The 25,453-nt window shown below is 54.5% G+C and carries 21 protein-coding genes and 1 pseudogene; 4 read left to right on the top strand and 18 right to left on the bottom strand.

Features of this window, described 5'->3' with window-relative positions; all coding sequences use genetic code 11:
- Positions 1-136 precede the first annotated feature (136 nt).
- The 5 genes from MHI24_RS30855 to MHI24_RS30835 form a co-directional block, all read right to left on the bottom strand.
- The gene (locus MHI24_RS30855) at positions 137-799 is read right to left on the bottom strand and encodes an HIT domain-containing protein (RefSeq protein WP_340023370.1); all 663 of its coding nucleotides are present in this window, start codon (positions 797-799) and stop codon (positions 137-139) included.
- A gap of 148 nt (positions 800-947) precedes the next feature.
- Positions 948-1,361, bottom strand: a complete 414-nt coding sequence (locus tag MHI24_RS30850; RefSeq protein ID WP_340023369.1) for a bacteriohemerythrin — start codon at positions 1,359-1,361, stop codon at positions 948-950.
- Positions 1,362-1,481: 120 nt separating this feature from the next.
- A complete protein-coding gene (locus tag MHI24_RS30845) occupies positions 1,482-2,387 on the bottom strand; it encodes an NUDIX domain-containing protein (protein WP_340023368.1) in 906 nt (301 codons plus the stop codon).
- A gap of 84 nt (positions 2,388-2,471) precedes the next feature.
- Positions 2,472-3,335 carry a cation diffusion facilitator family transporter gene (locus MHI24_RS30840; protein WP_340023367.1) on the bottom strand — a complete coding sequence of 288 codons (864 nt, stop codon included), beginning with the start codon at positions 3,333-3,335 and terminating at the stop codon, positions 2,472-2,474.
- A gap of 245 nt (positions 3,336-3,580) precedes the next feature.
- Positions 3,581-4,084 (bottom strand): ferritin, encoded by a 504-nt coding sequence (locus MHI24_RS30835; protein ID WP_340023366.1) that lies wholly within the window; start codon positions 4,082-4,084, stop codon positions 3,581-3,583.
- 118 nt (positions 4,085-4,202) lie between these two features.
- Here MHI24_RS30835 and nagZ point away from each other — a divergent pair, with 118 nt between their 5' ends.
- Positions 4,203-5,561 (top strand): beta-N-acetylhexosaminidase, encoded by a 1,359-nt coding sequence (nagZ, locus tag MHI24_RS30830; RefSeq protein ID WP_340023365.1) that lies wholly within the window; start codon positions 4,203-4,205, stop codon positions 5,559-5,561.
- A 99-nt stretch (positions 5,562-5,660) separates the two neighbouring features.
- On the opposite strand, the gene MHI24_RS30825 is transcribed toward nagZ, so the two are convergent.
- From MHI24_RS30825 to MHI24_RS30805, 5 genes and pseudogenes are all read right to left on the bottom strand, one after another.
- Positions 5,661-6,764 (bottom strand): efflux RND transporter periplasmic adaptor subunit, encoded by a 1,104-nt coding sequence (locus MHI24_RS30825; RefSeq protein WP_340023364.1) that lies wholly within the window; start codon positions 6,762-6,764, stop codon positions 5,661-5,663.
- A 24-nt stretch (positions 6,765-6,788) separates the two neighbouring features.
- The gene (locus tag MHI24_RS30820; RefSeq protein ID WP_340023363.1) at positions 6,789-8,177 is read right to left on the bottom strand and encodes an ABC transporter permease; all 1,389 of its coding nucleotides are present in this window, start codon (positions 8,175-8,177) and stop codon (positions 6,789-6,791) included.
- Positions 8,178-8,470: 293 nt separating this feature from the next.
- Positions 8,471-9,130, bottom strand: a pseudogene (locus MHI24_RS30815) (ABC transporter ATP-binding protein); the annotation flags it as partial.
- 47 nt (positions 9,131-9,177) lie between these two features.
- Positions 9,178-11,781, bottom strand: coding sequence for a hypothetical protein (locus MHI24_RS30810; protein WP_340023362.1), 2,604 nt, complete (start codon positions 11,779-11,781; stop codon positions 9,178-9,180).
- Positions 11,782-11,977: 196 nt separating this feature from the next.
- Positions 11,978-12,811 (bottom strand): AraC family transcriptional regulator, encoded by an 834-nt coding sequence (locus MHI24_RS30805; protein ID WP_340023361.1) that lies wholly within the window; start codon positions 12,809-12,811, stop codon positions 11,978-11,980.
- Positions 12,812-12,964: 153 nt separating this feature from the next.
- Here MHI24_RS30805 and MHI24_RS30800 point away from each other — a divergent pair, with 153 nt between their 5' ends.
- From MHI24_RS30800 to MHI24_RS30790, 3 genes are all read left to right on the top strand, one after another.
- Positions 12,965-15,028, top strand: coding sequence for a beta-galactosidase (locus MHI24_RS30800; RefSeq protein ID WP_340023360.1), 2,064 nt, complete (start codon positions 12,965-12,967; stop codon positions 15,026-15,028).
- 415 nt (positions 15,029-15,443) lie between these two features.
- Positions 15,444-16,208, top strand: a complete 765-nt coding sequence (locus MHI24_RS30795) for an AzlC family ABC transporter permease (protein WP_340023359.1) — start codon at positions 15,444-15,446, stop codon at positions 16,206-16,208.
- Positions 16,199-16,525, top strand: a complete 327-nt coding sequence (locus MHI24_RS30790; RefSeq protein WP_340023358.1) for an AzlD domain-containing protein — start codon at positions 16,199-16,201, stop codon at positions 16,523-16,525. Before MHI24_RS30795 ends, MHI24_RS30790 begins: the two co-directional genes overlap by 10 nt.
- A gap of 26 nt (positions 16,526-16,551) precedes the next feature.
- Here the strand turns inward: MHI24_RS30790 and MHI24_RS30785 are convergent, their stop codons facing one another.
- From MHI24_RS30785 to MHI24_RS30750, 8 genes are all read right to left on the bottom strand, one after another.
- The gene (locus MHI24_RS30785; RefSeq protein WP_340023357.1) at positions 16,552-17,535 is read right to left on the bottom strand and encodes an alpha/beta hydrolase; all 984 of its coding nucleotides are present in this window, start codon (positions 17,533-17,535) and stop codon (positions 16,552-16,554) included.
- Positions 17,536-17,640: 105 nt separating this feature from the next.
- Positions 17,641-18,048, bottom strand: coding sequence for a MerR family transcriptional regulator (locus tag MHI24_RS30780; protein WP_340023356.1), 408 nt, complete (start codon positions 18,046-18,048; stop codon positions 17,641-17,643).
- A gap of 83 nt (positions 18,049-18,131) precedes the next feature.
- The gene (locus MHI24_RS30775) at positions 18,132-19,466 is read right to left on the bottom strand and encodes a hypothetical protein (protein ID WP_340023355.1); all 1,335 of its coding nucleotides are present in this window, start codon (positions 19,464-19,466) and stop codon (positions 18,132-18,134) included.
- Entirely contained in the window at positions 19,463-20,551 is a 1,089-nt protein-coding gene (locus tag MHI24_RS30770) for a DUF58 domain-containing protein (RefSeq protein WP_340023354.1), read from the bottom strand. Before MHI24_RS30770 ends, MHI24_RS30775 begins: the two co-directional genes overlap by 4 nt.
- 3 nt (positions 20,552-20,554) lie before the next feature.
- Positions 20,555-21,532, bottom strand: a complete 978-nt coding sequence (locus tag MHI24_RS30765; RefSeq protein ID WP_340023353.1) for an AAA family ATPase — start codon at positions 21,530-21,532, stop codon at positions 20,555-20,557.
- Between the two features lie 94 nt (positions 21,533-21,626).
- Positions 21,627-22,607 carry a GerAB/ArcD/ProY family transporter gene (locus MHI24_RS30760; RefSeq protein WP_340023351.1) on the bottom strand — a complete coding sequence of 327 codons (981 nt, stop codon included), beginning with the start codon at positions 22,605-22,607 and terminating at the stop codon, positions 21,627-21,629.
- Between the two features lie 129 nt (positions 22,608-22,736).
- The gene (locus MHI24_RS30755; protein ID WP_340023350.1) at positions 22,737-23,900 is read right to left on the bottom strand and encodes a Ger(x)C family spore germination protein; all 1,164 of its coding nucleotides are present in this window, start codon (positions 23,898-23,900) and stop codon (positions 22,737-22,739) included.
- Positions 23,897-25,345: a spore germination protein gene (locus MHI24_RS30750; RefSeq protein WP_340023349.1), complete on the bottom strand. Its 1,449-nt coding sequence runs from the start codon at positions 25,343-25,345 to the stop codon at positions 23,897-23,899. Before MHI24_RS30750 ends, MHI24_RS30755 begins: the two co-directional genes overlap by 4 nt.
- Positions 25,346-25,453: the final 108 nt, after the last annotated feature.

Here is a 25,453-nt window from a genome sequence, read left to right as displayed (position 1 = left end):
CACCAGGTATAAATTCCGCTGCCTGCCTGTGATAAAGCTGCGTCCAGCTTGTGCAAAAAGAAAAACAGCCCTGCGGCTGCCGTCAATGGAAAACGTAAAATTATTAAATGATTGTAAGCAAACTCGCTGCTACCGGTTACTGGCTCAATGCCTTAATTTCTTCAAGGGACAGCCCGGTGGCTTCCGAGATGGTTTGCAGGTCTATGCCTCTGTTCAGAAGTCTGATGGCAATTTCTTTACTTGTCTCCGCCTTGGCTCCTTCAATACGGGAATGCTCATCGCTCAGTGCCTTCATTCGGGCATCATAAGCCATTCGCGCGGCCGCATCCTGGCTGAGAAACTCCAGCGTGTCCATCGCTTTTTTCAGCATTGGCTCTTTCATGGTCAGCACCTCCAATGCTTCCACCATTCTCCGCCTGGTCTCCTCCAACCGTTCCCCAGCTCCATCCGGGTGCAGCGGTTCGCCCCACAATAGCCCGTCTCCCTCGTAGCGGGGCAGCACATGCATGTGATAGTGGGTCAGATCGTTGAATGTACCGCCATCGGCAATGATTCGGATTCCATCCGGCTGGTACAAGCGTTTGAGCAGGGCGGAGAGCTTCTGTGAGGCCTCCATAACAGCGTGTGCCGTTTCCGCATCCATCTCATCGACATCCCAATAATGCTTTTTCGGCAGAATCAGCGTATGCCCTTCATTGAACGGATCGATATCGAGCACACAGGTGATGTATTTATTCTCATAAACGATATTCAGGCCGGGCTCCACCCCGTTCGCAATTCTGCAGCCCAGGCAATCCATGATGATCCTCCCCTTTAGCCTAATGTGATCGGTTTTTCGATTACATTTCGTCCACGCGCCCTCAAACCCGCCATTACAGGTCCGAACTCCACATCAGCCAATATATAAAAAGAAATGCCTCCCGGCATCTCCTTGTTCCGCTATACAGTTATACCGCCTGGTTGCCCTTGGCCGCGATGCAGGCGCCGATGAGCTTGTCACATTTGTGAATATGGTTGATCAGCCAATCCGTCAGCGTCCGGTTCAGCTTGATCGTGGACAATACGGATACGCCCTTGGTCTTGATCGTCTCCTCCAGATCCAGCACCGTCTGCACGAATTCAGCGTGTGTCTTCTGATGCTCCGTCAGCTCAGGAAAGTCGATATCCTTCATCAGCTGCTCTTCACTGCCGAAATGCTCCACCGTATACTCCTTGAGGAACTTCAGTGTCTCTTCGATCTTCTCTTTGCCCTGCTGGTTGCTGCACGCATCGAAGAAATCATTCAGCTTCACCAGAAGCTGTCTGTGCTGGCAGTCAATCTTCTCTACACCGATATCATACGAATCTTTCCAGCTGATCATTGGCTCACCCTGTCCTTTTCCATAAATTACATATTCAAAATATAATTTATTGTCCGCTTTTCCACATGAAAGTTCTATTAACAACATCACAGGACGGTGGACAGGACGGGCTTGCTACTCTCAAAATAAATTCCACTCGGGATTGTACCGGTACAGCTTCGACGGGCGGTGTCCGGCATCCCGGGTACTCTGGTCGGTCTCGATGACCCGCTCCGCAATCTTGCGGCGGAAGGCGGCGGCGAGCAGCTCCTTGCCGAGAATAATCTCATACACGCGCTGCAGCTCGGACAAGGTGAACAGCGGCGGCATGAGATTGAAGATGATATCTGTATATTCCACTTTGCCGCGCAGGCGCTCAATCGCATACTGAATCATAAGCAGATGGTCAAAAGAAAACCCCATGCTGCGCACAATCTCCCGCTCCATCCGGCGGACATGCCCCTGGATCGTCTCCGTCAGCTTCACCACCCCGCTGAGCTTGTTCTGCTCATTCTGCAAGGTAATCTCAACCAGGGTCTCCTGAAGGATGTCCTGCTCCACGACCTCACGGCGGGTCTCCAGCACATGATACGACACCTCGAACCAGGCTGCATCGGCGGCATCATCCCCGGCCTGAACACTCAGGGACTTGCGGTCCACCAGCGCCATATAGGAACAGCTAATGACCCGCATGCGCGGATCACGCTTCACATCGCCCCAGGTATACAACTGCTCCATATAGATATTATCGATGTTCGTCTCGCTGTACAGCTCCCTGCGGGCGGCTTCCTCTACACTCTCGTTAATCCCGACGAACCCTCCGGGCAAAGCCCACTGTCCCAGAAAAGGATGCTCCCCGCGCTGAATCAGCAACAGCTGCAGAGACTTCTCCGCCAGCTTGCGGTAATTATTCTGCTCCTCCTCCATCACGGTGAAGATCAGCATATCGACCGTGACCGAGGGACGTTCATAGCTGCCTGCCTGATAATTCTTCAGGAATTGCTCCTCGTTCAAGCCGTTCGCATCAGTTAACGGTTGGTTAGGCATGGGTACACTCCTTTTGTTAATAACATAATGTTATTATATACCCATTCCACCATAGCCAGTCAAGCGGACGCCGGCAGCCTGCGGTTACATGGGTTCGATATGAACCAGCACAGTGGAGACCTGGTGGCGGTCCTTCAGCTGATCCTCGATCTCCTCAGTAATATCATGGCTCTGCACGACATTCAGGCGGGAATCTACCAGCACGGTGGTGTCAACCAGCACGTTGTTCCCGTGAATGCGGGCTTTCATATCCTTAATCGACTCGACGCCTTCGATTTCCGCCACCGTCTGCTTCATCTGCTCCAGCCGTCCGGCATCGAAGCCATCGGTCAGATCATGCGAAGCCTTGCGGAAAATATCCCAGGCCGTCTTGCAGATCATCAGCCCGACAATCGTTGCCGTGAGCGGGTCCAACCAGGGCAGACCGAACTGGGAGCCGATGATGCCGGTGAATGCCCCCAGGCTGACAAGGGCGTCCGAACGGTTGTCCTGCGCGACAGCGTGCATCGCATTGCTGTTCAGCCTGCGGGCAAGTCTGATATTGTACATGTACACAGCAATCATCACCACAGCACAGGCAGCAGCCGTCCACGCGGCAACCAGATCAGGCGTCTCCAGGGCAGGCTGGATGAATTTATCCACTCCCTGATAGAGCACCTGGAAGCCGACAGCAATCATAATAAAAGAAGCGATTAGTGCGGCAACTGTCTCTGCTCTGAAATGACCATAGCCGTGATTCGAGTCCGGGGGCCTGCGGGAAATCTTAAGCCCGATGAGAATGGCTACGGAAGCAATAATGTCGGTGCTGTTATTGAGACCGTCAGCGAGCAGCGCCTGGGACCCTGAGGCGGAGCCGATGAATAATTTAACGGCGGACAATAGTATGTAGGCTAACAGGCTTAGCCATGCTCCTTTTTCACTTTGTTTGATGTCATTGTAATTTTCCAAGAAAAAGGACCTCCAAAGATTAGTATTGTTCCATACTACACGCTGATGATCGGGTGGGTCTAGAGAAACAGTGTTGCCGGGCAGCGCAAGAGTTAACCCCGCCAAATAGAGTTGGGCTGCCGGAAGGATGTTGCGAAACCTAACATTCTTTGCCCTCGTTCAACTTTGACCTTTATAATAGAGTAGCGCACAAAGAAACGGCACCCTCCTGAGTAAGGAGAATGCCGCCGGGTCGTAATAATCCGTTATTCTGCGGGTGGTGTGAAGGAGCGGGCAGCGAATTCAGCATCGAGCATGTAGAAGGCGTTGCTGTCCGTTTCAATCCGTTTGAGCTTGGCGATAATGTTGCTGAAGAGCGCTTCCTCTTCCACCTGCTCGTCGATGAACCACTTCAGGAAATAGATCGTCGCATGTTCACGCGCATCCAGGGCGAGATCCGCCAGATGATAGAATTTCTTCGTATTCTGCTGCTCGTGGGCATAAGCATGTTCAAATGCATCCAGCATCGAGCTATACTCATTGTTAGGCTCCGGCAGAGCGGCCAGGGTGGCCCGGTAGTCGCGGTCGTTCAGGAATTTGTAGATTTTCATGGCATGGAACCGCTCTTCTTCAGCCTGCACCAGGAAAAAGTTGGCGAATCCGTCCAGACTCTCACCCGAACAATACGCAGCCATCGCCAGATACACATGCGCGGAGTAGAACTCGAAATTCATCTGTTCATTCAGCGTGTTCATCAATTGATCTTTCATTGACAGGTCACCTCATCCTATTAAATTGGGTTTGCATTCAAGCAGTCCTATGTAAGTTCCTGTTTATTCTATCACCCTTACCTGCTCCTCAGCAAACGAAAAAGGAGAATGATGCACCATGACACGCTTCAGATTTCCGCACGGCAAGTTCATTCCCGCCGCTCGGCCCCTCTTCCTGTTCGCAGCCGCCTCCGGCCTGCTTCTGGCCAGCGGCTGTGCCCGGAACGATAATTCAGCCCAGCAGGGCACCAGTTCACCTCAGGCCGTTTCCTCAGCTCCAGCCACACCTGCTGCTTCTGCGGAAGGCGCTCCGGCTACGCCTGAACCGGCTCCAACCCGGACGCCTGCTGCCCCGGATGACAGCTCACCGTCTGATGAAGCGCTCTCCAGCACACTGGCCGGAATGACCCTGGAGGAGAAGATCGGGCAGATGCTGCTGGTCGGCATTCAGGGCAAGACAGCGGGGGCCGAGGCGCAGAAGATGATAGCAGAGGACAAGGTCGGCGGCATTATCCTCTACTCCAGCAATGTCGGCAGCCTTAAGGAGCTGGTCCGGCTGACCAATGACCTGAAGAAGAGCAACAGCGGCAATCCCGCACCGCTGTTCATAAGCATCGACCAGGAAGGCGGCAAAGTTAGCCGCCTGCCCGCCGAATATGCCGTATTTCCGTCTAACGCTGCTGTCGGACAAGGGGATAAGGCGGCTGCCGCCGGAACGATGGGCGAGCTGCTTGCCAAGGCGGTGAAGTCGTCCGGCTTCAATATGGATTTCGCCCCCGTGCTTGATATCAACAGCAATCCTAAGAATCCGGTGATCGGCAGCCGTTCCTTCGGCAACAGCGCAGAGCTGGTGTCACGGCTGGGCATAGCCGAAATGAAGGGGCTGGAGGATGAAGGCGTGATTCCGGTCGCCAAGCATTATCCGGGGCACGGCGATACCTCGGTGGACTCCCATCTGGAGCTTCCGGTCATTAACAAGACCGCTGCGGAGCTGGCCAAGCTGGAATGGCTGCCGTTCGAGGCGGCCATTCAGGAGCAGGCGGATGCGGTTATGGTCGCCCACATCCTGTTCCCCAAGCTGGACCCGGACCGGCCTGCATCCTTGTCCAAGGTAATCATCGGCCGTCAGCTCCGCGGACAGATGGGCTACGACGGCGTAGTCATCACGGATGATCTGACTATGGGCGCGATCGTCAAGAACTACAGTCTCCCGGCTGCAGCCGTGGATACCGTGCTGGCCGGAAGCGACATCCTGCTTGTCGCGCATGAATACAAGAACGAGCAGGCCGTGCGGTCGGCCTTACTGAAGAGCGTCAAGAACGGTACGATCCCTGAATCAAGGATCGATGAGAGCGTGTACCGGATTCTGGCGCTGAAGGCCAAATATCAATTGTCAGACGAAGCGGTCCCTGTGCCGGATCTTACCGGGCTGAACAGTGACATCCAAGCTTGGCGCAAGCCGTTTATGCAGAAGTAGCAGCCTCAGATGATTATGATAATAACTCGCTATTCAACGCCAAAAGAGCCTCACGCCCGGCATTCCCCGGGAGTAAGGCTCTTTTTTCATTCCAGTAAGCTATTGCAGAACAACGGTGTCTCCCGGCTTCAGTCCGGACAGCACTTCCGTTTTGTCTGTCGTTTCCATACCGGTCTTGATCTCGGTCCGCTCATATTGGCCGTTCCCTTTATCCAGCATGACAAAGGCCTTATCCCCCTCGCGGATTACAGCAATATTGGATACGACTATCGCCTTCTCCTTGCGGGTGGTTTCGATGTCTCCGCTGAGGCTGAGGCCGCCGATCAGACGCTCATCCGGCTGGAGAGAGATCACTACCTCGAACTGCGGAACCTGTCCGGCGGTGTTCTGTCCGGTGGTCGTGGTCGCAAACTTAGCTACTTCTTTAACCTCACCGCTTAGAGTCAGATCCTTCATGGCAGTCATCTTCACTGCTACCTTCATGCCTTTCTTAATGCGGAAGATATCCTGCTCGCCGACCTGGGCAATGAACTCCACCTTATTCAGATCAACAATCTTGCCGATGTACTGATTGTCAGTAACCGTCTGCGGCCGTTCTGTACTGCTGTCGAAGAGGAAGATCCCGGTCTCCGGCGCGTGGAACACGGCTGTACTGAGCTTTTTCTTCTTCTCCGCAAGCTCCTTGGCCTGAATCTCGGCATTCACCTGGTTCAGCTCATCGCTCAAGCGGGCAGACTCCTGGGCGGCCAGAGCCTTCAGCCGTTCGGCTTCTGTTCCGACCGGAGTGGATGACTCCTCCTCCTGCTGGCTGACAAAAGCGTTCAGCTCCGCCTCCAGCTTCGTCTTGCGGTTCTGCGCCTCTGCGGTCTCAATCTCATTGCGCAGCGTACTCTGGTCCAGCGTGAACAGCACATCGCCCTTCTTGACCTGGGCTCCGTTCTCTACCTTCCAGGCGGTCACCTTGGAAGCGAACGGCGCGTAGACCAGCGTCTCCTGCTGGTATTGGGATCTGCCCTTAACCTGCACCGAGCTGGTTAGCGTCTCTTCTGTTACCGGGAAGCTGATCACCTGCATCGGTTCGGGCGGCAGCTCGGCTGTCTCTCCGCCCTTGAAGAATTTGGTATATCCGAAATAACCTGCAGTTCCGATAATACCTAAGATTATGATCCACTTCAGGCTCTTCTTTAGAGTCCTCTTCATCATTTCGGCTTCCTTTCTAGCTTAGGGTTAGTCTCGTTTAATGGCAGTCAGCGCATCGGTTCTGGAGGCGCTGATCGCCGGATAGATCCCGGACAGCACGCCGGTCATAATCGCAAAGGACATTCCAACCGGCAGATTCATCTCAGGAATGAAGAAATTCATCCCGTCCCCTGCGCTGCCTACCAGCTTGTTGAGTCCCATGACGATCAGATAGGAGAACACCACTCCGAGCAGGCCGCCCAGCAGCCCCAGCAGCGCCGCTTCGGTAATGAACATATTTCGGATCTGGCCCATATTGGCGCCAAGCACCTTCATAATCCCGATCTGGCGGCGCCGCTGGTGAGTAGACATCGTCATCGCGACAATAATCGAGATTGAAGCGATAATCAGGATGAATACCCCGATGCCAAGGGCCGCCATTTTGATCATATCGAATTGTTCCTTCAGCATCTCCTGCTGGTACAGATTATCTTGAGCGTTCAGCGACAGCTTCTGAATCATCTGCTCCACCGCCTTGATGTTCGCCACATCGTCTACTTTGACCGTAACCGAATTGTAGCTTCCTTCCGGCGGGAGACTGAGAGAGCTGGAAGTGGAATTATCGAAGGTCAGCTCCTTGGAGATCTGCTGGGCGGTCTCCGGCGACATATACATAATCTTGTCATACGAGGCCCGCAGTTCATCCATTCCCTTGGGTAGCGCCAGAATGCCGCCCACTTGAAGCGGAGAGCTAAGCTTGATTGTCTGGGAAGTAGAGCTGTAATCCTGAGCCTGAATCTGGACCTGCTTACGGTACAATTCGGACGGCACCGTGGACAACTTCTCATACTGCTGGTACAGCTCTGGGTTAAACGGCCCGCTGCTCATCTGCTCGAACAGCTTCTCCCGGGTCTCCAGGTCAATCAGGCCCAGGGTAGCCCCGTGATTAAGCACTATCGTTCCTACCTGGTCGTTCGCCCCGCCCTGCTTGAACTTATGGTCATAGGCTGTCAGCTTCTGGAGATCAGTCACCACAATCTTCACATCCGAGATCTTGTTGTCTACCGTTACCATCTGAAGATATCCGGCCTCCTGAAAAGGCGAAGCCGCCGTCACATGGTTCAGTCCGCGAATAATTTCCAGCTTCTGGTCGGTCAACATGCCCTGATTGAGGTTCTCGTCCCCGCCACCTGATCCGCCGCCTGCGCTCTGCCCGCCGGCCGACGGAATGCCTCCGCCCGGCGAGACCATAATCTCATCCATCTTGAAATTGGCATTGACTTGCTCTGTGACATAGACCTGGGCAGACTGGCCTACACTCAAGGCCACAATGATCGCGGCGCAGCCGATGGATATGCCGGTCATACACAGACCTGTTACCACCTTACGTCTTTTGACCTGATCCCAGGCCATCCGTGAAATGTCTCTGATCTTCACGGCTTCCCTCCCTCTTCAGGCTCAGCCTCCGCCGCAGCTTGCTGCCCGGATTCCCCGGCAGGCTGCTCTTCTTCCATAGCAGCAGCCTGCTCCTGTGTCCCGGCAGCGGCTAGCTCTACCGCTGCTGCGGTCTGCTCAGCTCCTGTCTCTGTCTCTTGCTCTGTATCCTTCTCTGCATCTACATCTACATCTGCCTCTGCCTCCGGCTGCGTCTCCGCTTCCGGAGCTTTATCCAGGTTAATCTCTACAGCCGGCTCCTTATGTACAGCTCCGGCCGGTGCCTGAGGTTCAGTCACCAGGAAGCCGTCCTTCAGCGTGAAGATCCGCTGCATCTGCTCCGCCACGCTATATTCGTGGGTGACCACAATGAAGGTGGTCTTCATCGTCTTGTTCAGATTCAGCAGGATGCTGATGATCTCTTCCTCGGTCTTGGAATCCAGATTCCCCGTCGGTTCATCGGCGAAGATGACCGACGGTTCTGTGATCAGCGACCGGGCGATACTGACCCGCTGCTGCTGTCCCCCCGAGAGCTGTGAGGGGAACAGATCGGCCTTGTCGGGAATCCCGACCTGCTCCAGCAGCGCCAGCGCCTTCGCCTTGCGGACCCGTGGAGAGACCGACTGGAAGACCAGCGGAAGCTCCACGTTCTCGCGGACGGTCAGGCTGGTAATCAGCTCATACGCCTGAAAGATAAACCCGATATTTTTGCGCCGGAACTCGGCGAGCTTGTTCTCGCCCATCTTGACAATGTCCTTGTCGGCAATGTAGATATGTCCTTCCGTAGGCTTCATCAATCCCGCCATCAGGTTGAGCAGGGTAGACTTGCCGGAGCCCGAGCTCCCCAGCAGAGCAACCATCTCTCCGGCCTTGACGGTAAAGTTGATTTTGTGGAGAACGGCGGTCCATTCATTCCCGCTTTTGTACGAATGCGTAATATCTTCAACACGCAACATGGAAGCTGCTCCTTTTTTATAAGAAAAGAATTTTTGGCGAATGCAGGTTATTCCTCTGTCTTGGTCGGAACCACATTGGTAACTGAATAAGCCTGACTGCCCAGCAGCAGCCGCTCGCCCTGGAATTCATCGTAGAAGGCTAATTTATAAGCCCCTCCGCCCATCGTCTTGTACAGCGGTCTGCTAAGGGTGAAGGAATACTGGTTGTTCGTCCCTTCGATCAGGTCCGTGCCCAGTGTAAGCACTCTCTCGGTAGCAATGCCGAACGGATCGGTAATCTGCAGAATCAGCTTGTGCTCAAGGGGGCCTGCATCATATTGGTTATCCTTGCGCAGGCTGTAGTTCATTGTAATATCCAAGGTGTCCGAATTCTTCATCCGCTTGCCTTCAGAGGTCAGAACCGAAATTGTATAAGGATATAAGACCGTTGCTTCCAACGTGTTCTTCGGTGCATTGGCCTGCGGATTCAGCTTAAGAGCTGCCACATTGACGAATCCGGTTGCTTCCTCCTTGCTGTCGGTCAGCTTGCCGCCGTTGACACCGGCACCCAGGTAGAGCGAGACGTCCGCAGTGTCCGTAGCCTTGGGCAGCTTGGCCCACATAACCACGAGCTGTTTAGCCCCGGGAGACGCACTGTTCTCAGACTGGCTGACATTGGCTTCAAAATATTGACCGTCCTTCGTTTTGTAATACGCCTGCAGACGGGCCATTTTGCTCTGCCGTTTCTCCTCGCTGCTCAGCAGAAGCTCCGTGTACACCAGGTTCTGGCTCTCCCCCTGATACACCGTTGTCCGGTTCTCCTGGACACTTGCTGTTTTGCCTTTGCCGCTTATGGTATAGCTCTTGCCCGCCTCGATGGTCGGAATGCTGTTAACCGAGTTATTCACGCTGACATCCAGGAACGGAACCGTTTCTGAATTCTGAGTGCCGTTCAGAGCCACCCGCATGTCCCGGAACTCCGAGGTATACGCGATTTTACCGAGTACATACAGCTCCGCCGACTTCCCTGGTGCAAGAACCGAGCTCTCCTTATTGTCCATATACAACTCTGTAGTTACAGGAAGGCTCTCATTATCGAGCTTGATCGAGCCCTTCAGCTCAGGCAGCGTAAGGGATACAGATTGCGTGTTGGTAATTCGCAGCCGCAGCGCAACGATATCATCATCTCTCCACGGATAGCGCTGCAGGGATAGAATGCTGTAAGAGAAAGAGCCGTAAGAATTCGTGGTCATATACTCCTGACCGGTCTGTACTTCTGTGCGCAGGGCATAAGGGATGACGAAATACGCTACCGGGAAAATCATTTTGGAAGTCGATATCGCCGGTGCCGCAGCACCCGTTCCCCCTGTATTTCCCGTAGATCCGCCGGTGCCGGCAGACTCCGGTGCACTCGCGGCGGGCTCACTGCCGACCGACTCAATCATCATCAGCTGTAAGCCCGACTGCTCCACCTCAAGCGGTATGCGGACGGTCAGCGGAACAATTTTGGTCTCCAGCGGTTTGAGAGTGATGCCGCTAACGCCCTTAGCGTTCACCGGGTACATCTTGCCGTTCACGGATTTGACGGCCAGCTCATAGCTTGGCATCGTTACCGCCTTGTTGCCGGTATTCTTAAGCTGCATCTGGAAGGTCCAGACCGCATCGGCATCCTGCGAATAGACGTTGGCGTTGCGGAGCAGCGTTTCGACTGTGTTGCTGTTCACTGTAATTTTCTTGACTACACCGTTGCCGACGACAAGATTAGGGGTCGTTGCGGCCGGAAGCTTGTATGAGGCCTGCGCCAGCTCCAGCTTTGCCGTCTCATCCTTTTTCGTGAATTGCAGCCGCATGTTGTCGGTCTTGAGATAGGCCGGGATTTCCGTCAGATAGTAGATGCTCCGCTTCTCCTGCGGCTGAATCGTATAATCGGTCTGCGAGCCGCTCAGCGCCAGCTCGAAGGAAGTGCCGCTTGCCGATACCAGGTACGCCGAATAGCCCGGATCTCCCAGCACTTTATTGCCCTTGTTGGTCAGGCTGACGCCGACTCTGGCGTAGACCTTGCCATTGTACTTATAGAGCTGCAGGGACTCTGCGCTTGCTGCAACCGGAATATCGTTCATCAGGGTATTCAGGCTGGTGCCCACTGCAGCCGATGTGGAATAATTCGCCGGCACGGCAAAAGAGCCCGTCTGCTTCAGATACCCCTTCGTCTTGGCATCCCAGACATGCATGGATACCTTGATGCCCTGCAGGGAGGTTGCTTGTCCGGCATTCACATAATAGGTAACGCTCAGGCTCTCCTTCGCCCCGATCTTCTTCTTCAGCGCATCAGCACCGACCGGATTCCCGGGCAGCACCGAGCCGCCGGGCGTAACGACACGGGAGAAATAACGCAGCAGACTCGCGCTGGCATTGCCGGAATTGGTATATTTCAGTGTATACGACACAATACTTCCGCCGTTCTGATTCCAGATATTGATATTCTCCAGCACTGCGCTCACCCCGTCTCCCAGAGGAACGGGCTTGAACTTGAAGGCTGCCGCCGGAGCGGATACCGCCGGGGACTTGGCCGCCGCTGCGTCCGCAGCAGGAGCCGCGATGCTTCCGGCCAGTTGGCCGGCGATCAGCGTACCTGCCAGCAGAGCAGCATATGTAACTTTATACTTTCTCATTAATTTCCCTCCAGATGTATTTACTAGAAACAGTATAGTTGCTGGACGCGTGGAATTTGTATCCACTTTGTAACCCTTCTCTTCCAATTGTAACCTTCTTTCCCTTAAACAAGGTAAGGACGGGACTATTCCAACGTTAAATGTAACAAACTTTGTTAATACTAGGTCCTAAATTGACCCCGATTTGCCCTCAATTCTATGAGCGGAAGGAGCGTCTGTACTGGTTCGGCGGCATTCCCTCCTGCTGTCTGAATACTTTGATGAAATAACTGGACTGCTGAAAGCCGCTCTGCGCGGCAATCTGTGCAACAGACAGCTCGGTCGAGGCCAGCAGCAGCTTGGCCCGCGCCATCCGGCAGTCGCTTAAGTAACGGTTCGGCGTCTTTCCCATGATGCTGCGGAACAGCCGCAGGAAGTGGTAGCTGCTGTAACCGGCCAGCCGGGCCATGGATTCCAGCGTCCAGGCCTGTTCACATTCCCTGTAGATCCTGTCGGCTGTCAGCCGGATGGAATGCCTGATCTCCAGCGGAACCGAGCCTTGGAGTGGCTCGGAGTTCTGCATCAGCGTGGCCAGAATCTCATAGAGCAGCGCGGACAGGCGGGGTTCGCTCCGCGTCTCATAGCCTGCACTGAGCCGGTACATCTCCTCGAAGCGCTCTTCGTAGCCGCTCCCGGGATCGAAGGTGAAGAAGTAGCCCCGCGACTGATCTGCTTCCTCCAGCATCGGCAGGGACAGCCCCGTGGCGAAGTGCATCCAGCGGACATCCCAAGGCTGCGCGGGATCAGAGCCGTATTGCTGATAAGCCCCTCTCGGAAAAAGAAACCCGCTGCCTCTAGTCATCGCAATCCGCGTCCCTTCATGAAACACATAGCCTTCTCCGCCAAATACCATGTGCAGATTGTAGCTGTTCAGGAACCCTTCGCCTCTGCGCTCCGCATGTTCAGGGAAATCGCTGTATCTTCCCAGCATCTCCGGGTAGCATACATAATGGGCATAGGCCGGCTGCGGCAAAACCCAGTGTTGTCTCATACGAGTCCTCTCTTCTGTTTGACGTATCAGGAAGCAATCAACACGCAATATAGTGATATGATAGCAAGATTATATTATATCGGCAGATACACTGCTGATAATACAATAGATTTGCAAAGTAATTAAAGCATATTTTTACACCTGGAGGTTACAATGAAGAAACCTTTTGCAGCAGAACGGTTTGAACTCGGGGTCTGTTATTATCCTGAGCACTGGCCCGAATCCATGTGGGCTGACGATTACCGGCGTATGGTGGAGACCGGCTTCACGGTTGTGCGTCTGGCGGAGTTCGCCTGGTCTATCTTTGAACCGGAGGAGGGCCAGTTCCAGTACGGTCTGTTCGACCGGGCCATTGACCTGGCCCACAGCTACGGGCTGAAGGTCATTCTGGGAACGCCTACCGCCACCCCGCCCGCCTGGCTGACCGAGCAATACCCGGAGGTCTTGAATGTTACGTATGAAGGGGTGACGCTGCACCACGGAATGCGCCGCCATTACAATTACAGCAGTCCCAAGTACCGCGAGCTCTGTGCCAGAATCGTCACGAAGCTGGCCGAGCATTACGGCAGCTACCCCGGTGTTGTCGGCTGGCAGATCGACAACGAGCTGAACTGCGAGATTAATGAATTCTACTCGGAGAGCGATCACGCCGCCTTCCGCGCCTGGCTTCAGGAGAGATACGTTACGCTGGACAAGCTGAATGAGGCATGGGGCACCGTGTTCTGGAACCAGACCTATACCCGCTGGTCGCAGGTCGGCCTCACCCGCCCTACCCCGTCGCCCCGCCAGCCCAATCCGCACCAGGCTCTGGATGAGAAGCGCTTCATTTCCGCGAATACGATTGAGTTCGCCCGGATTCAGGCAGATATTCTGCGGAAGCTGGCCCCCGGCCAATGGGTAACCACCAACGGTCTGTTCGGGCATCTGGACAGCCATGAACTGAATGACGAGTTGCTGGACTTCTTCAGTTATGATTCGTACCCGCAATTCTCCACGATCGGCTCCGATCCGTCAGAGGTGAACCCGATGCTTGACCGGGGCTGGAGTCTGTCCCTGTCGGTCGTGCGTTCGATCAGCAGTAACTTCTGCGTGATGGAGCAGCAATCCGGTCCGGGCGGCTGGGTCAACCGGTTGGATATGCCATCCCCGAAGCCGGGTCAGATGCGGCTCTGGACGTACCAATCGGTCGCTCATGGGGCCGACATGCTGCTCTATTTCCGCTGGCGGACGGCCACAATGGGCAATGAGATCTACTGGCACGGGTTGAATGACTATCACAACCAGCCGAACCGGCGGGTGAAGGAAGCGGAACAGATTGGCCGGGAGCTGGCACAGATCGGTCCGGCGTTCATCGGAAGCAAGACGCAGGCGAGCATCGCGATTCTGCGTGATTATGACAATGAGTGGGACGGCGAATATGATGTGTGGCACGGCCCCTTCATGTGGCAGAGCAACAAGGAATGGTTCAAGGCGCTGCAGCGGAGACATATTCCGAATGATGTGCTGTATCTGCGCAGCCATACCACCCTTGCCGAGCTGGCCCGCTACGAGGTGCTGGTTTATCCGCATCCGGCAATCATGAGCGATGCTACGGCCGCGCTGCTGGATCAATATGTGCAGCAGGGCGGGAAGCTGGTCTTCGGCTGCCGGACAGGCTACAAGGATACGACCGGACAATGTTATATGCGGCCTTTTCCCGGGGCAGCGCGTGAGCTGTGCGGGGTAACGGTTGAAGAATTCACATTGGTCAAAGGAACGCGCAAACCGACCTCCATCCGCTGGCCGGATGATCCTGAGGCGCTGACCGGTGCCGATGCCTTCAATGACATTCTGAAGGTGGAGGACGACAGTGTTGAGGTCATAGCAACCTATGCTACCGATTACTATGCCGGCAAACCCGCGGTCACCCGTAACAGCCGCGGCGCTGGTGAGGTATGGTATTACGGGGCAGTATTCAACGAAGCCGCTGTGCAGCAGATGATCGGCCACCTGGGCCTGTCCTCCCCTGCCGCTGGCTGGGCGGAACTACCGGCCGGAGTAGAGCTTCAGATTCGTGCAGCTGACGGGGATGCCGAAGGCGGCATTGCCTTCCTGCTGAACTACAGCGAGGAACCGGCGGAGATTGTGCTGAAGGAAGCCAAGACGGATCTGATCAGCGGGCAGACGCTGTCGGGAAGCTATACGATGGACGGGTACGGCGTGCTGGTCCTGAAATAAAATTATAGAAAAGGACCGTTCCCATAGGTGGCTCTGCGGGAACGGTCCTTTGTGCAAATTTTTTCAGGGAAATCTTGCACAAAATGCAACATTACTTTCCAATAGAGGCAGTCTCTGCTGAAATCCTGCATAAAATGCAACAACTCCAGCGCAATCTTGCTCTCAACACCGAAATTCCTGCAAATCATACAACATTCTCCCCCAGCCAGTAACCCTTGTAGAGAAATCCTGCAAAATGTGCAACAATGCTCTTCATGTTCTTTCAAGGCACAGCATTGGTTGATTCTGTGCTGCAAATATTTCTTCCGGCTGGTTGGTCCTTCCCCGAATCCCAGATTTACGTTACTATAATGGCAACCGCCTGCATTTAATAGCGGATAAAGATAGTGAATTCATAGAAGGAGTATTGCTTGCCATGAAGCCAGAATCGATTTCAGAACCGCCGCTGCCCGGCAGCAGCCAAAGCTTAGACTCCACCGCCGTGCCGGAGAGCAGTGATACCTTCCTGCAAGGGGTCAAGGATTGCCTGCCAACCCTGCTCGGATATTTGAGCATCGGCTTCGCCGCAGGGGTGGTCGAGAAGACCGCCGGGCTCAGCATTGCCGAGATTGCCATGATCTCCATCATTCTGTATGCAGGCTCCGCCCAGTTCATCGCCGCCGGCATGATCGCTGCGGGGAGCAGCGCCTCCGCCATTGTCATCACCATTCTGCTGGTCAACCTGCGGCATCTGCTGTTAAGCGCAGCCTTGTCGCCTTATTTCCGTCACCTGACGCCGCTGCGCAATCTGCTGATCGGTTCGCTGCTGACGGACGAGACGTTCGGCGTAGCGATTCAGAAGAGCGCCTCCAGGGCAAGCATCAGCGAACGTTGGATGCACGGCCTTAATATTACCGCATATCTGAACTGGTTCCTGGCCAATCTCGCAGGCGCCTTCTTCGGCCAGTGGATTGCAAGCCCCGAGCAGTGGGGACTGGATTTCGCCCTGCCGGCCATGTTCATCGGGCTGCTTGTCCTGACGATTATGGGACGGCGCAAGTACCTGCTTGATATCACTGTCGGATTGATTGCCATGGCGGTAGCTGTGTTAGTCTCTATCCTATGGTCGCCAAGCATGGGCGTTATTGCTGCTGCCATTATAGCTTCAACGATTGGACTGGTGATCGAACGATGGAAATAAGACCTGATATCTTCCTGGTTATCTTCCTTGCTGCGCTCGTGACCTTCCTGCCCCGGGTGCTGCCGCTGATGCTGTTGAGCCGGATCTCCATCCCGGATTGGGGAATGCGCTGGCTCAGTTATGTGCCGATAGCGGTTATGGCCGCCCTGGTTGCCCAGGAGCTGTTCATAGAAGGCGGCAAATTCGCCGCCCTGTCTACGAATGTCGAGCTTATTGCGGCCCTGCCCACCTTCTGGGTAGCCGTCAGAACCCGCAGCCTGCTCGGAACGGTAGTGACCGGCATCCTGTCGCTGATGCTGCTGCGGATGCTGTTCTGAATCTGCACTATAGTGCCTTACTTAGCTTAGATACAATCTAAATGGCCTTGCGGAGCGTTCAGCTGCAAGGTCTTTTTAATGAAGCTGCCGATATGTTCAATGGCAAGCTTCGCTTCCGGCAGTATCGCAGCCAGCAGTTGAAAAGCACACCACATGTTCTCCCAAATCTCCAGCTCCACACTGTTCCCTGCCGCCATAGCCTGCTCAGCCAGACGCTCGGCGTCGCTCCGCAGCACCTCATGCTGTCCTGCCTGTATGAGCATAGGAGGCAAGTCCTGAAGATCCATCCTTAGCGGTGACAGCAGCGCCGGATAATCGCTGGTGACGGAATCACCGATGTAAGCCTGAAGCAGCCGCTGATTGACTTCCCTGCTGCCCGTAGGGTCCAGCTCCGCGCAGCTGTCATAGGAATCCCCGTCCAGATGGACAAGATCCGCATGGGGCGAGAGCAGACAAGCCCCGGCGGGCAGGGGGTCTCCATGATCCCGCAGCGTAAGTAACGTCATCAGGGCAAGCGTGGCCCCCACGGAGTCCCCGCATAGCATTATATTTCCGGCAGGCATGCCCTGCTTCAGCAGCCAGCGGTAAGCCGTGAGGCAATCTTCGTTCGCCGCCGGATAAGGATGCTCTGGGGCAAGCCTGTAACCTACCGTCAGTACGGCAGCTCCGCTGGCTGCGGAGAGGCGGGCAGCCAGATCGCGGTAGGTAGCGCAGCTGCCCGATATAAAGCCGCCTCCATGGAAATACAGCTGCACCTTCGCTTCAGATCCGGTTTGCTTCCCGGCAAACAACTGATTCCGCACACCTTCAGCTCTGACCCATTCCCCAGTGAACGGGGCTGCCGTGATCTCCTCAATCACGGCCCCTTCCAGCACAGGTAACTGCGAGGCTGCTTCTGCCGCGGCTGAGCGAAGCTCCTCTACCGTTTTGCCTGTAAACTGATTGTTAAGCCGCAAATAATCCTTCACCATCTGAAGCTGTTCTAATGGAGTAATACTTGGATACAGCATAAATAATCAATCCTCCTGTTATCCCGGGATGCCCACAGTATAGACCCTGTAGCAGGATACAGAGTCAAGCGGGTTTCCCGTGGACACGGACAGGAGGACTGCATTTTACCCATTCATATTGAGAATATCCAGCGCATCCTGCACACCGGGATGTCTGTTCTGCTCCAGCAGGCCGCTTCTTAACGCTTCGAGCTTCCTCCGTGTGCCGTTCAGCCTGGCAATCTCAAGATCGACAGCAGCCAGCTTGCGCTGAGCAACGGCCACGAAGTCCGTTAGGCCAATGCTGCCGTCAGCGGATTTAACAAGTGCCTTCCTGATCTCCCGGAGTGTAAACCCGCAGCTTTTGGCATTGCGGATAAAAATGAGCCTGCCCAGCGTCTCCTCCGGATATAGCCGGTATCCCCCTGCGGACCGCTCCGGCTGCGGGAGCAGCCCGTTTTTCTCATAGAATCTGAGCGTCTCGATATTAATCTCAGCCTCTTTGGCAAGTTCGCCGCGCAGATAAGGCGCCATGGGCTTGCTCCTTTCCCGTTACATCGTTAATAGCAATGGCTGTTTGTTTCACCACTATCACAAGACAGCTCATCCAGCTACAGCTACAGCTTCAACCGCTCCTTAAGCGCTGCGGCTTCGTCAGGAGTAAGCTCAGACAGGTCGTCATCCGTGTAGCGGGCCTTATTGTACAGCGCGAGCAGCCGGTCATGGCTCTCCCCCTCACCAGCGGCCTGCTTACGCTGGCGCTTCTGCGCTGACGTCCAGGCCGCCACATCCGCTGCGGTCTCCTGCGGCGTCAGGAAGGACTTCACGTCATACCCTTCCGCATGACGGGCCTGGAGCCAGTGGCGGTAGAGCCAGCGGACACGCTCGCGGCTTCCCGCAGCCCCCTCCCAGCGGTCCCGGCGGCCGGCCGGGATCAGCTTGGAGCGAAAGAACTGGCGCAGATCAGAGACGGTCTGCTCCCAGTTGAACAGGCTGGTCTCCTCATCCTGGTAAGCTGCCGCCTCAGGCGTCTCTCTGCGCAGCAGGGAGAGAAGTTTATCCACCGCTCTGCGCAGCAGCCCGCCCGTATTCCGGTACAGCCAGCGCAGTGTGAAGAAGAGTACGGCCAGCAGCGCTGCCGCTCCCAGAATGTAGAAGCCTGCGTTCAGAATGGCCGACAGCAGCCCCGGTTCAGCGGGCTCCTCCATCGGGAAGCCCTGCATCTCTGCGGGCGGCGGTGCCTGCTCCGGCGGAGCTTCCTCCGCGCCGGACGATAACCGGCTGATCCAGGCGAAGAAGGCGCGGGCTGTACCCAGCAGCAGTTGGCCAAGCGCCCTTCCTCCTCCAGCGGCAAGTGCCGCCGCCAGAATAACGAAGCCGGCCACAAACAGCCGGTTATGCCGCTGTAATCCCTGAGGCAGACGGCCAGCGCCTCCATTAAGCGAGCTGTACCGGAGATGGCTGCTGTTGGAGAACAGCAAGGCCAGCACCAGGCATAAGCTGCCGCTCCACGTCAGGACAGGCACCTCCGCCTGAAGAGCAGGAATACGTGCGAACGCAATCGTAGCAATCCAATATAAGATAATGCCGCTGATATATAACCAGATCCGATTCTTCCGCGAGGCTGTGGTCAGGCCCAGGAAAGCGCAGACCGCGGCTCCGGCCACCAGCGGAAGACCTGTAAGCGTCAGCACGCCGGTTAACACTCCAGCCAGAACGCCCAACACTAGCGCGGCCAGCAGCTGCTTCCACCGGCGGTTACATCTCTCACGCAGCAGCACACCCGCTGCGGCAAGCACCGGCAGCAGAACGATCCAGCGCAGCGCGGCTCCGTCCGGCTGGAAATAGGTCTGAAGCACCAGCCAGACCGGCAGCAGGAGCAGGCAGTCTATGAGAGCTGACAGCCAGAGTGCAGCGCTTAATCTGATTGTCTCAGAGAAGCCGGATTTCATACCTTGCCACCTCCCTCAGCCGGGATATCCAGCCATTCCACACCGTTGCCAAGGAAGCTCAGGCTGGAGACAGCCGCCTGCAGCTCTGCTCCCCGGTGGCAGGTGATGATCAGATAATCCGTATCGCCTTCTCCCTTCTCAGCTTCCATCTCCAGCAGGCGGCTCATCGGCACCGTGCGGTCCAGATTGAAGCGGGCGAGCACGCCCATGAATTCCTCCGTATGGGCAATAGGCCAGGTGTCGACAGGATCTCTTGCCCCGAAGCCATCCAGTCTGCCGTTGCTGAGCAGCCGGGTCTCTATCCCCTGGCTGATTGCATAATCGGCCACCGTTGCCGCATAACGGATACCCAGCTCGATCCGCTCCACATCGGTCACGGTCCGCCACATAGCATCGCTGATCTCTACATTCAGGCAGATCACCAGCCTGGAGTCGGCGGTATAATCTCTCTGATGCACCTGCATACTTCCTGTACGCGCGGTTGCCTTCCAGTTAATAGACGCCAGTGAGTCACCGGCGCTGTACTCCCTAGTTCCGGCGGTCAGGAACGGGTCTTCCACAATCCAGCGCTTGACCGGCAGCTCTCCCAGCCAGCTGTGGACCGGCAAGGGAAGGTCCTCGAACCGCAGCAGACCGGGATAGACCAGCAGCTCCAGATGCAGCGGATACGTCTTCGTCGAGCGGCTTAGCCCGAACAGATCGCCGGTCGTCATGGTCGCCGTCTCCAGCACGAACAGGCCCCGCTCACGGCAGGTAACCTGATGGCGCCGCCGGATATGGCGGAAGGACCGCAGGAAGAACAGGCTGACATGATTCTGCGAGATCTCCCCGCTGCTGATGCCCAGGTTGTCCTGGTCGCCGAATTCAAGCCCCTTGGCAATGCTGGATTCCAGCCGCAGCCAGGGCAGCGGCAGCAGCTTCTTGTTCGCAATTTCTTCCACCATCTCTACCTGTTCCCCGGCATACACCGCCTTGGCCGAGAAATACCGGGTATAGCTAACCTTCTTCAGCGCGTTCCGGTCATAGATTACGGACACCAGAATCAGCAGAAGAAAAGTGCAGGCAATGAACCACGGCAGCGACATGGTTCACTCCACCCTTCCGCCTCTGGACGACAGGGCAGGCTCGGCAGGAACCTCCACCACGCGCAGCGCCTGAAGCACCACCTCGGCCGACTGGCCTTCGCGTACGCCCGGTCCGCGCTGCAGAATCAGCCGGTGTGCCAGCACAGGCACAGCCACGGCCTTAATGTCATCCGGAATGCAGTAGCTTCTGCCTTGAATCAGAGCGTAGCCCTGGGAGGCGCGCAGCAGGGCAAAAGCAGCGCGCGGACTGGCTCCCAGGCGGACCGCTGCAGAAGTCCGGGTAGCTTCAACGATGCGGATCATATAAGCAAGCAGGTCATCGTTAACCTGAACTCCGGCAGCAAGCCGCTGGATATCCTGAATCTGCGCGGACGTCGCTACCGCAGCGGTATCCTCCAGCGGGTTATTTTCCCGGAATCTCTGCAGGATATGAACGCCTTCCTCGAAGGTCGGGTAACCGGTGGTAATCCGCATCAGGAACCGGTCAAGCTGCGCCTCCGGCAGCGGAAAAGTCCCCTGGCTGTCCACCGGATTCTGGGTCGCAATGACCAGGAACGGCCGTTGCAGCTCATGAGTGACACCGTCGATGGTAATCTGCCTTTCCTCCATACATTCGAGCAGACTCGACTGGGTGCGCGGCGTGGCCCGGTTAATCTCATCAGCCAGCAGAATGCTCGCGAATACGGGACCCGGGCGGAACTGAAAATCGCCGGTCTTCTGATTGTAATAGTTAATTCCGCTTAAGTCGGAGGGCAACAGGTCCGGGGTGAACTGAATGCGCTTGAAGCTGCAGTCCAGCGAACGCGCCAGCGTCTTGGCCAGCAGCGTTTTGCCGGTTCCGGGCACATCCTCCAGCAGCACGTGACCATTCGCCAGCAGGGCGGTCAGCAGCAGATTTACACCATTCTCTTTACCGACAATGACCTTCCCGAGATTCGCACGGATTGATTCAATTAGAGCAGTTGCTTCTTGAAGATTCATGAATAACAACACCATCCTGTTCCAGAAAAAGGTATGTACACTCTCTTCATCATACCAGAAAGCGTGTTCATTGTAGAATTGGGAGATTTGACAGTCATTTCATTCCTCTTCCCGCCTTCATCCGAATGGCAGCTACAATGTAGTAATACATAGGAATAAATTCTATATTCAGCCAAATGATCTGTGTACTGAACGCGTAATAGTCATGCGTATATTTAGCCACATTTTTAGAGTACAGGTATGCAATGATAATGGAGCAGAACGTCATAACCGGAATATAGTAGGCTTCAGCTTTTTGCTTCCAGAGATATAAAGCGCATTTGTAGGCCACATAAATTAGAAAGGCGCTGTGAATAAACATGGAGAACGACCATATTCCGATCAGGAGCGGATCTGCATTGCCCATAAGATCGGCGCTTGAGGAAGTTTGAACCAGCTGGAGGTAGGGATATTGCAGATCTTTTCCGAGATACGGGCCGAAATTCAGCATAGTCATGGCCCAGCCCAACAGCATAATCACAATCAGAATCACCGTAGTTACACTGAACCGCTTGAGCATTCTGTTGCTGAGCTTAAGCTCCGGAGCAATGAACAAGAACACTACCCATTCTCCCAGCCAGGACAATACAGAAATAGAGTCTTTAAAGAGGCTATGCGGATTGTAATAGTGGATAAAAGCGGGGAGCATGGCGAAATTGGCATTCTGGATAAACAGATAGACACTAAACAGGGTCGAAAAAATGAAGATCAATGCAATTCCGTCAGACATATACACGATGGACGAGAATCCCAGATGAGCCGTATACATGATAACAAGCCCAATGACAATCTGAATAAAAAGGGGCGGAGTTCCGCGTAAATAATTGCCCCCGAAGAACAGTACAAAATTCTGGATGTCATAGGAGACATAGTAGATACACCAGCCCAGCAAAAGAAAAACTACGGCCTTATGCAGCCATTGTCCGACAATTTCGCCACCAAAATCAACCCAGCCCGTGCCAGGCTTTAATTTTCCTGTCTGTATGGTAAAAAACAACGGAATTAACGCAAGAAGTCCACCCAAAATCAGTGCCATCCACCCTTGATAAGAGGAAGACTCGATCAGACTCGGAATCAGGAACATTGTACTCTGGGAACCCAGGTATACTACCGAGAAACGAGTCATTTGCCACTCTGTGGTCCGCATCTTTAATCCTGACCTCCCTTACTTCTCTGATCCGAAATCTGCAATCTGAAACTTGGCTGATACCTTGATAAGAGCCTCCTTGCTGTAATATTCCAGCCAGTGGTCCTTCAACTTCTTCCACTCCGCAGGATAGTTCCATTCCAGGAGCATCCCCAGCTGCAGCACATCTGCTTTAGAACGCTGGACCAACTGGAGCGCTTCAGTAATATCCATCACTACCTTCTCCTGTAGCTTTGTCAACAGCAGAGGGCTGAGCTGCTCCGCCTTCCGTCCGCGGTTATCCACCAAGAAGGTTAACCCGGCGCTGCCTTTAACCTTGATATCAAAGACTGGACCGTCCGAAGTCATTCTAACGGTAGTATCCGCTGAGTTGTTGAGAAAAACGGTACTCATTTTTCCATGGCCGTTATCCTCCCAGGTTATTGAATATACCGGAAATTTAGCATGACCGGCTAACCGGCCGGCTGCCCATGCCAGAGCCCGGCCTTCTCTAACGTTCAGAATCCTTGACATCCGGTTATCCTGGAACAGCATCACTCCTCCTGAGCCCACCCAATACTCCGGCTTACCTTGGCCCTGGTCTTCTTGCTTCTCTCCAAAGGTTAAATAATTCATTGCATAACCCATTCCTGACGCTTCCGCCAGTATACAATTCCTAAGCGTGGTACTGTACATAATATTTTCCTTAACGATATTCTCCAGAACCTGGTCCGGAAACTGCTCGAAGACCGGTGACAGCTTAGGAATCTCTTTCGCTCTGCCCGGAGCCGCTACAATGAAGGTACCAAGCGGGATTTCCGGCTGACGCTTTAACCACTCCAGCAGGTCCCCTATCCCTTGCTTGGCATACTCCCTCCCTACCACTACAACTTTAAGATGGGAAACTTCAAGTCTGCGGGACAGATCTTGCTGAATGAGTATGGCGGCTTCGGGTAACGTCGCAGAGGTCTTCGATACCGATGAATAAGATTTACCGTCACCTGCGCCGCTGCCTCCCTGGCTACCGGACATCAGACGGTTGGGGAGCGGTGAACTAATCGTCAATTCAACCGTTCCGGGCAGTTCACCTACGTCAATGAACAAACCGTAGATGAAGGTGAGCTCGTCAAGTTCAATCTTGGACCAGCAGCCGGTCAGATTAAGCAGCAGTGCTGCCACAAGAGTTGCCTTGAGCAGCTTCATGGCTTCTGTCTCCTTTTGTTTGCAGTGTTAGTGTAAGAGGTACTCCGCTGCTTCATATATTGGGACGGTACACGAATGAGGGTGTCCTTCCAGTCCTTCATTACCAGTGGTGCTATAGGCTGCAGAAACGGTGTACCGAATGACTTAAGATTAGTCAGATGTCCGTATATAACAAAAACAGCACAAAACACGCCAAGCAATCCCATCGTGCCCCCCAACACAAGCAGCAGAAACCGAAGCAGCCTGAAGGCTAAGCCAAGTTCAAGATGCGGAATGATATAGGAAGCGATCCCTGTTATAGAGACAACAATAACCATTGGTGCAGAGACGATCCCCGCCTGCACAGCAGCCTGCCCAATGACAATACCTCCAATAATAGAGACAGTCTGGCCCACCGGCTTCGGAATCCGCGTTCCTGCTTCGCGCAGGGCTTCGAATGTAAGCTCCATAATCAGCGCCTCTGTCAGTGCGGAGAAGGGAATATTCTCGCGGGCAGAAGCAATCGTAATCAATAGATCAGACGGTATGATCTGGGAGTGAAAGGTGGTTATTGCTACATATAACGCCGGGAGCAGCATGGATATTAGAGAGAACGCAAGACGGACCATTCTGATCCAGCTGCCGGCATAGAAGCTCTGGTAGTAATCCTCGGAGGATTGCAGCAACGCAAAGAATGTTACGGGTGCCAGCAAGGCAGACGGCGTACCGTCCTGCAGAATACTGACCCTTCCTTCCATCAATGAAGCTGCTACTGAATCAGGCCGCTCGGTATATTGGTAAACAGGAAAAGGAGAAAAATGTTTCTGCTGAATATGTTCTGCCAGGTAGCTGATGCCTAAAATACCGTCAATTGAAAAATGGCTCAGCTTCTCCTCCAGTTCAGACAGAATTTCAGGCTTGCATAGACCTTCAATATAGACAAGATAAATATCTGTTTTTGTATATTTTCCAACCGTGAAGTGTTTGGTTTTAAGTCCTGGGTGTTTAATTTTGTGACGCAGCAAAGAGAGATTCGTATGAATGTCTTCTATGAAAGCTTCCTGGGGACCGATGACTACTAATTCATTCTGTGATTCGGATACCGCTCTTTTCTGGTAACGAACGATATCAAAGTAATAAACATACGGCAGCCCTTCAATACACAGCACCGGGTTCCCGCTGACGATCCGTTCTGCTGCACGTTCAGGGTGATAAGACTTCATATACGGCACAGCGAATGCAGATCCCAGCTCCAGCCGTTCTATGAAATCCGGCCAGTCCCGTTTGGAGTCCGATTCAGACTTTAACGGGGTTGTAATGAATTCCTGAAGATTGTGCATATCTACTATTGAGGGGATATAGACCAACATACAGAGATGTCCGTATATACGGATCGATTGATACACCGCGTCACTGCAATCGGTAAGCTGCTCCCTGACAAGCTGAAGAATGTCTGGTTCTGGCATACTGCCGGCCTCCTTCCGAGCTAGTTGTTTCTTAGTGTTCCAGCCCCTACTGAATTTATTCCAGTGCAAGCAAAAAGAACCGGGAAACCCGGTTCTTTTTGCTTGAGG

The sequence above is a fragment of the Paenibacillus sp. FSL K6-1096 genome (assembly GCF_037977055.1).
Classification (GTDB): domain Bacteria; phylum Bacillota; class Bacilli; order Paenibacillales; family Paenibacillaceae; genus Paenibacillus_AQ.
Note: the sequence above shows the minus strand (reverse complement) of the source record. Positions and strands in the feature narration are given on the sequence as shown.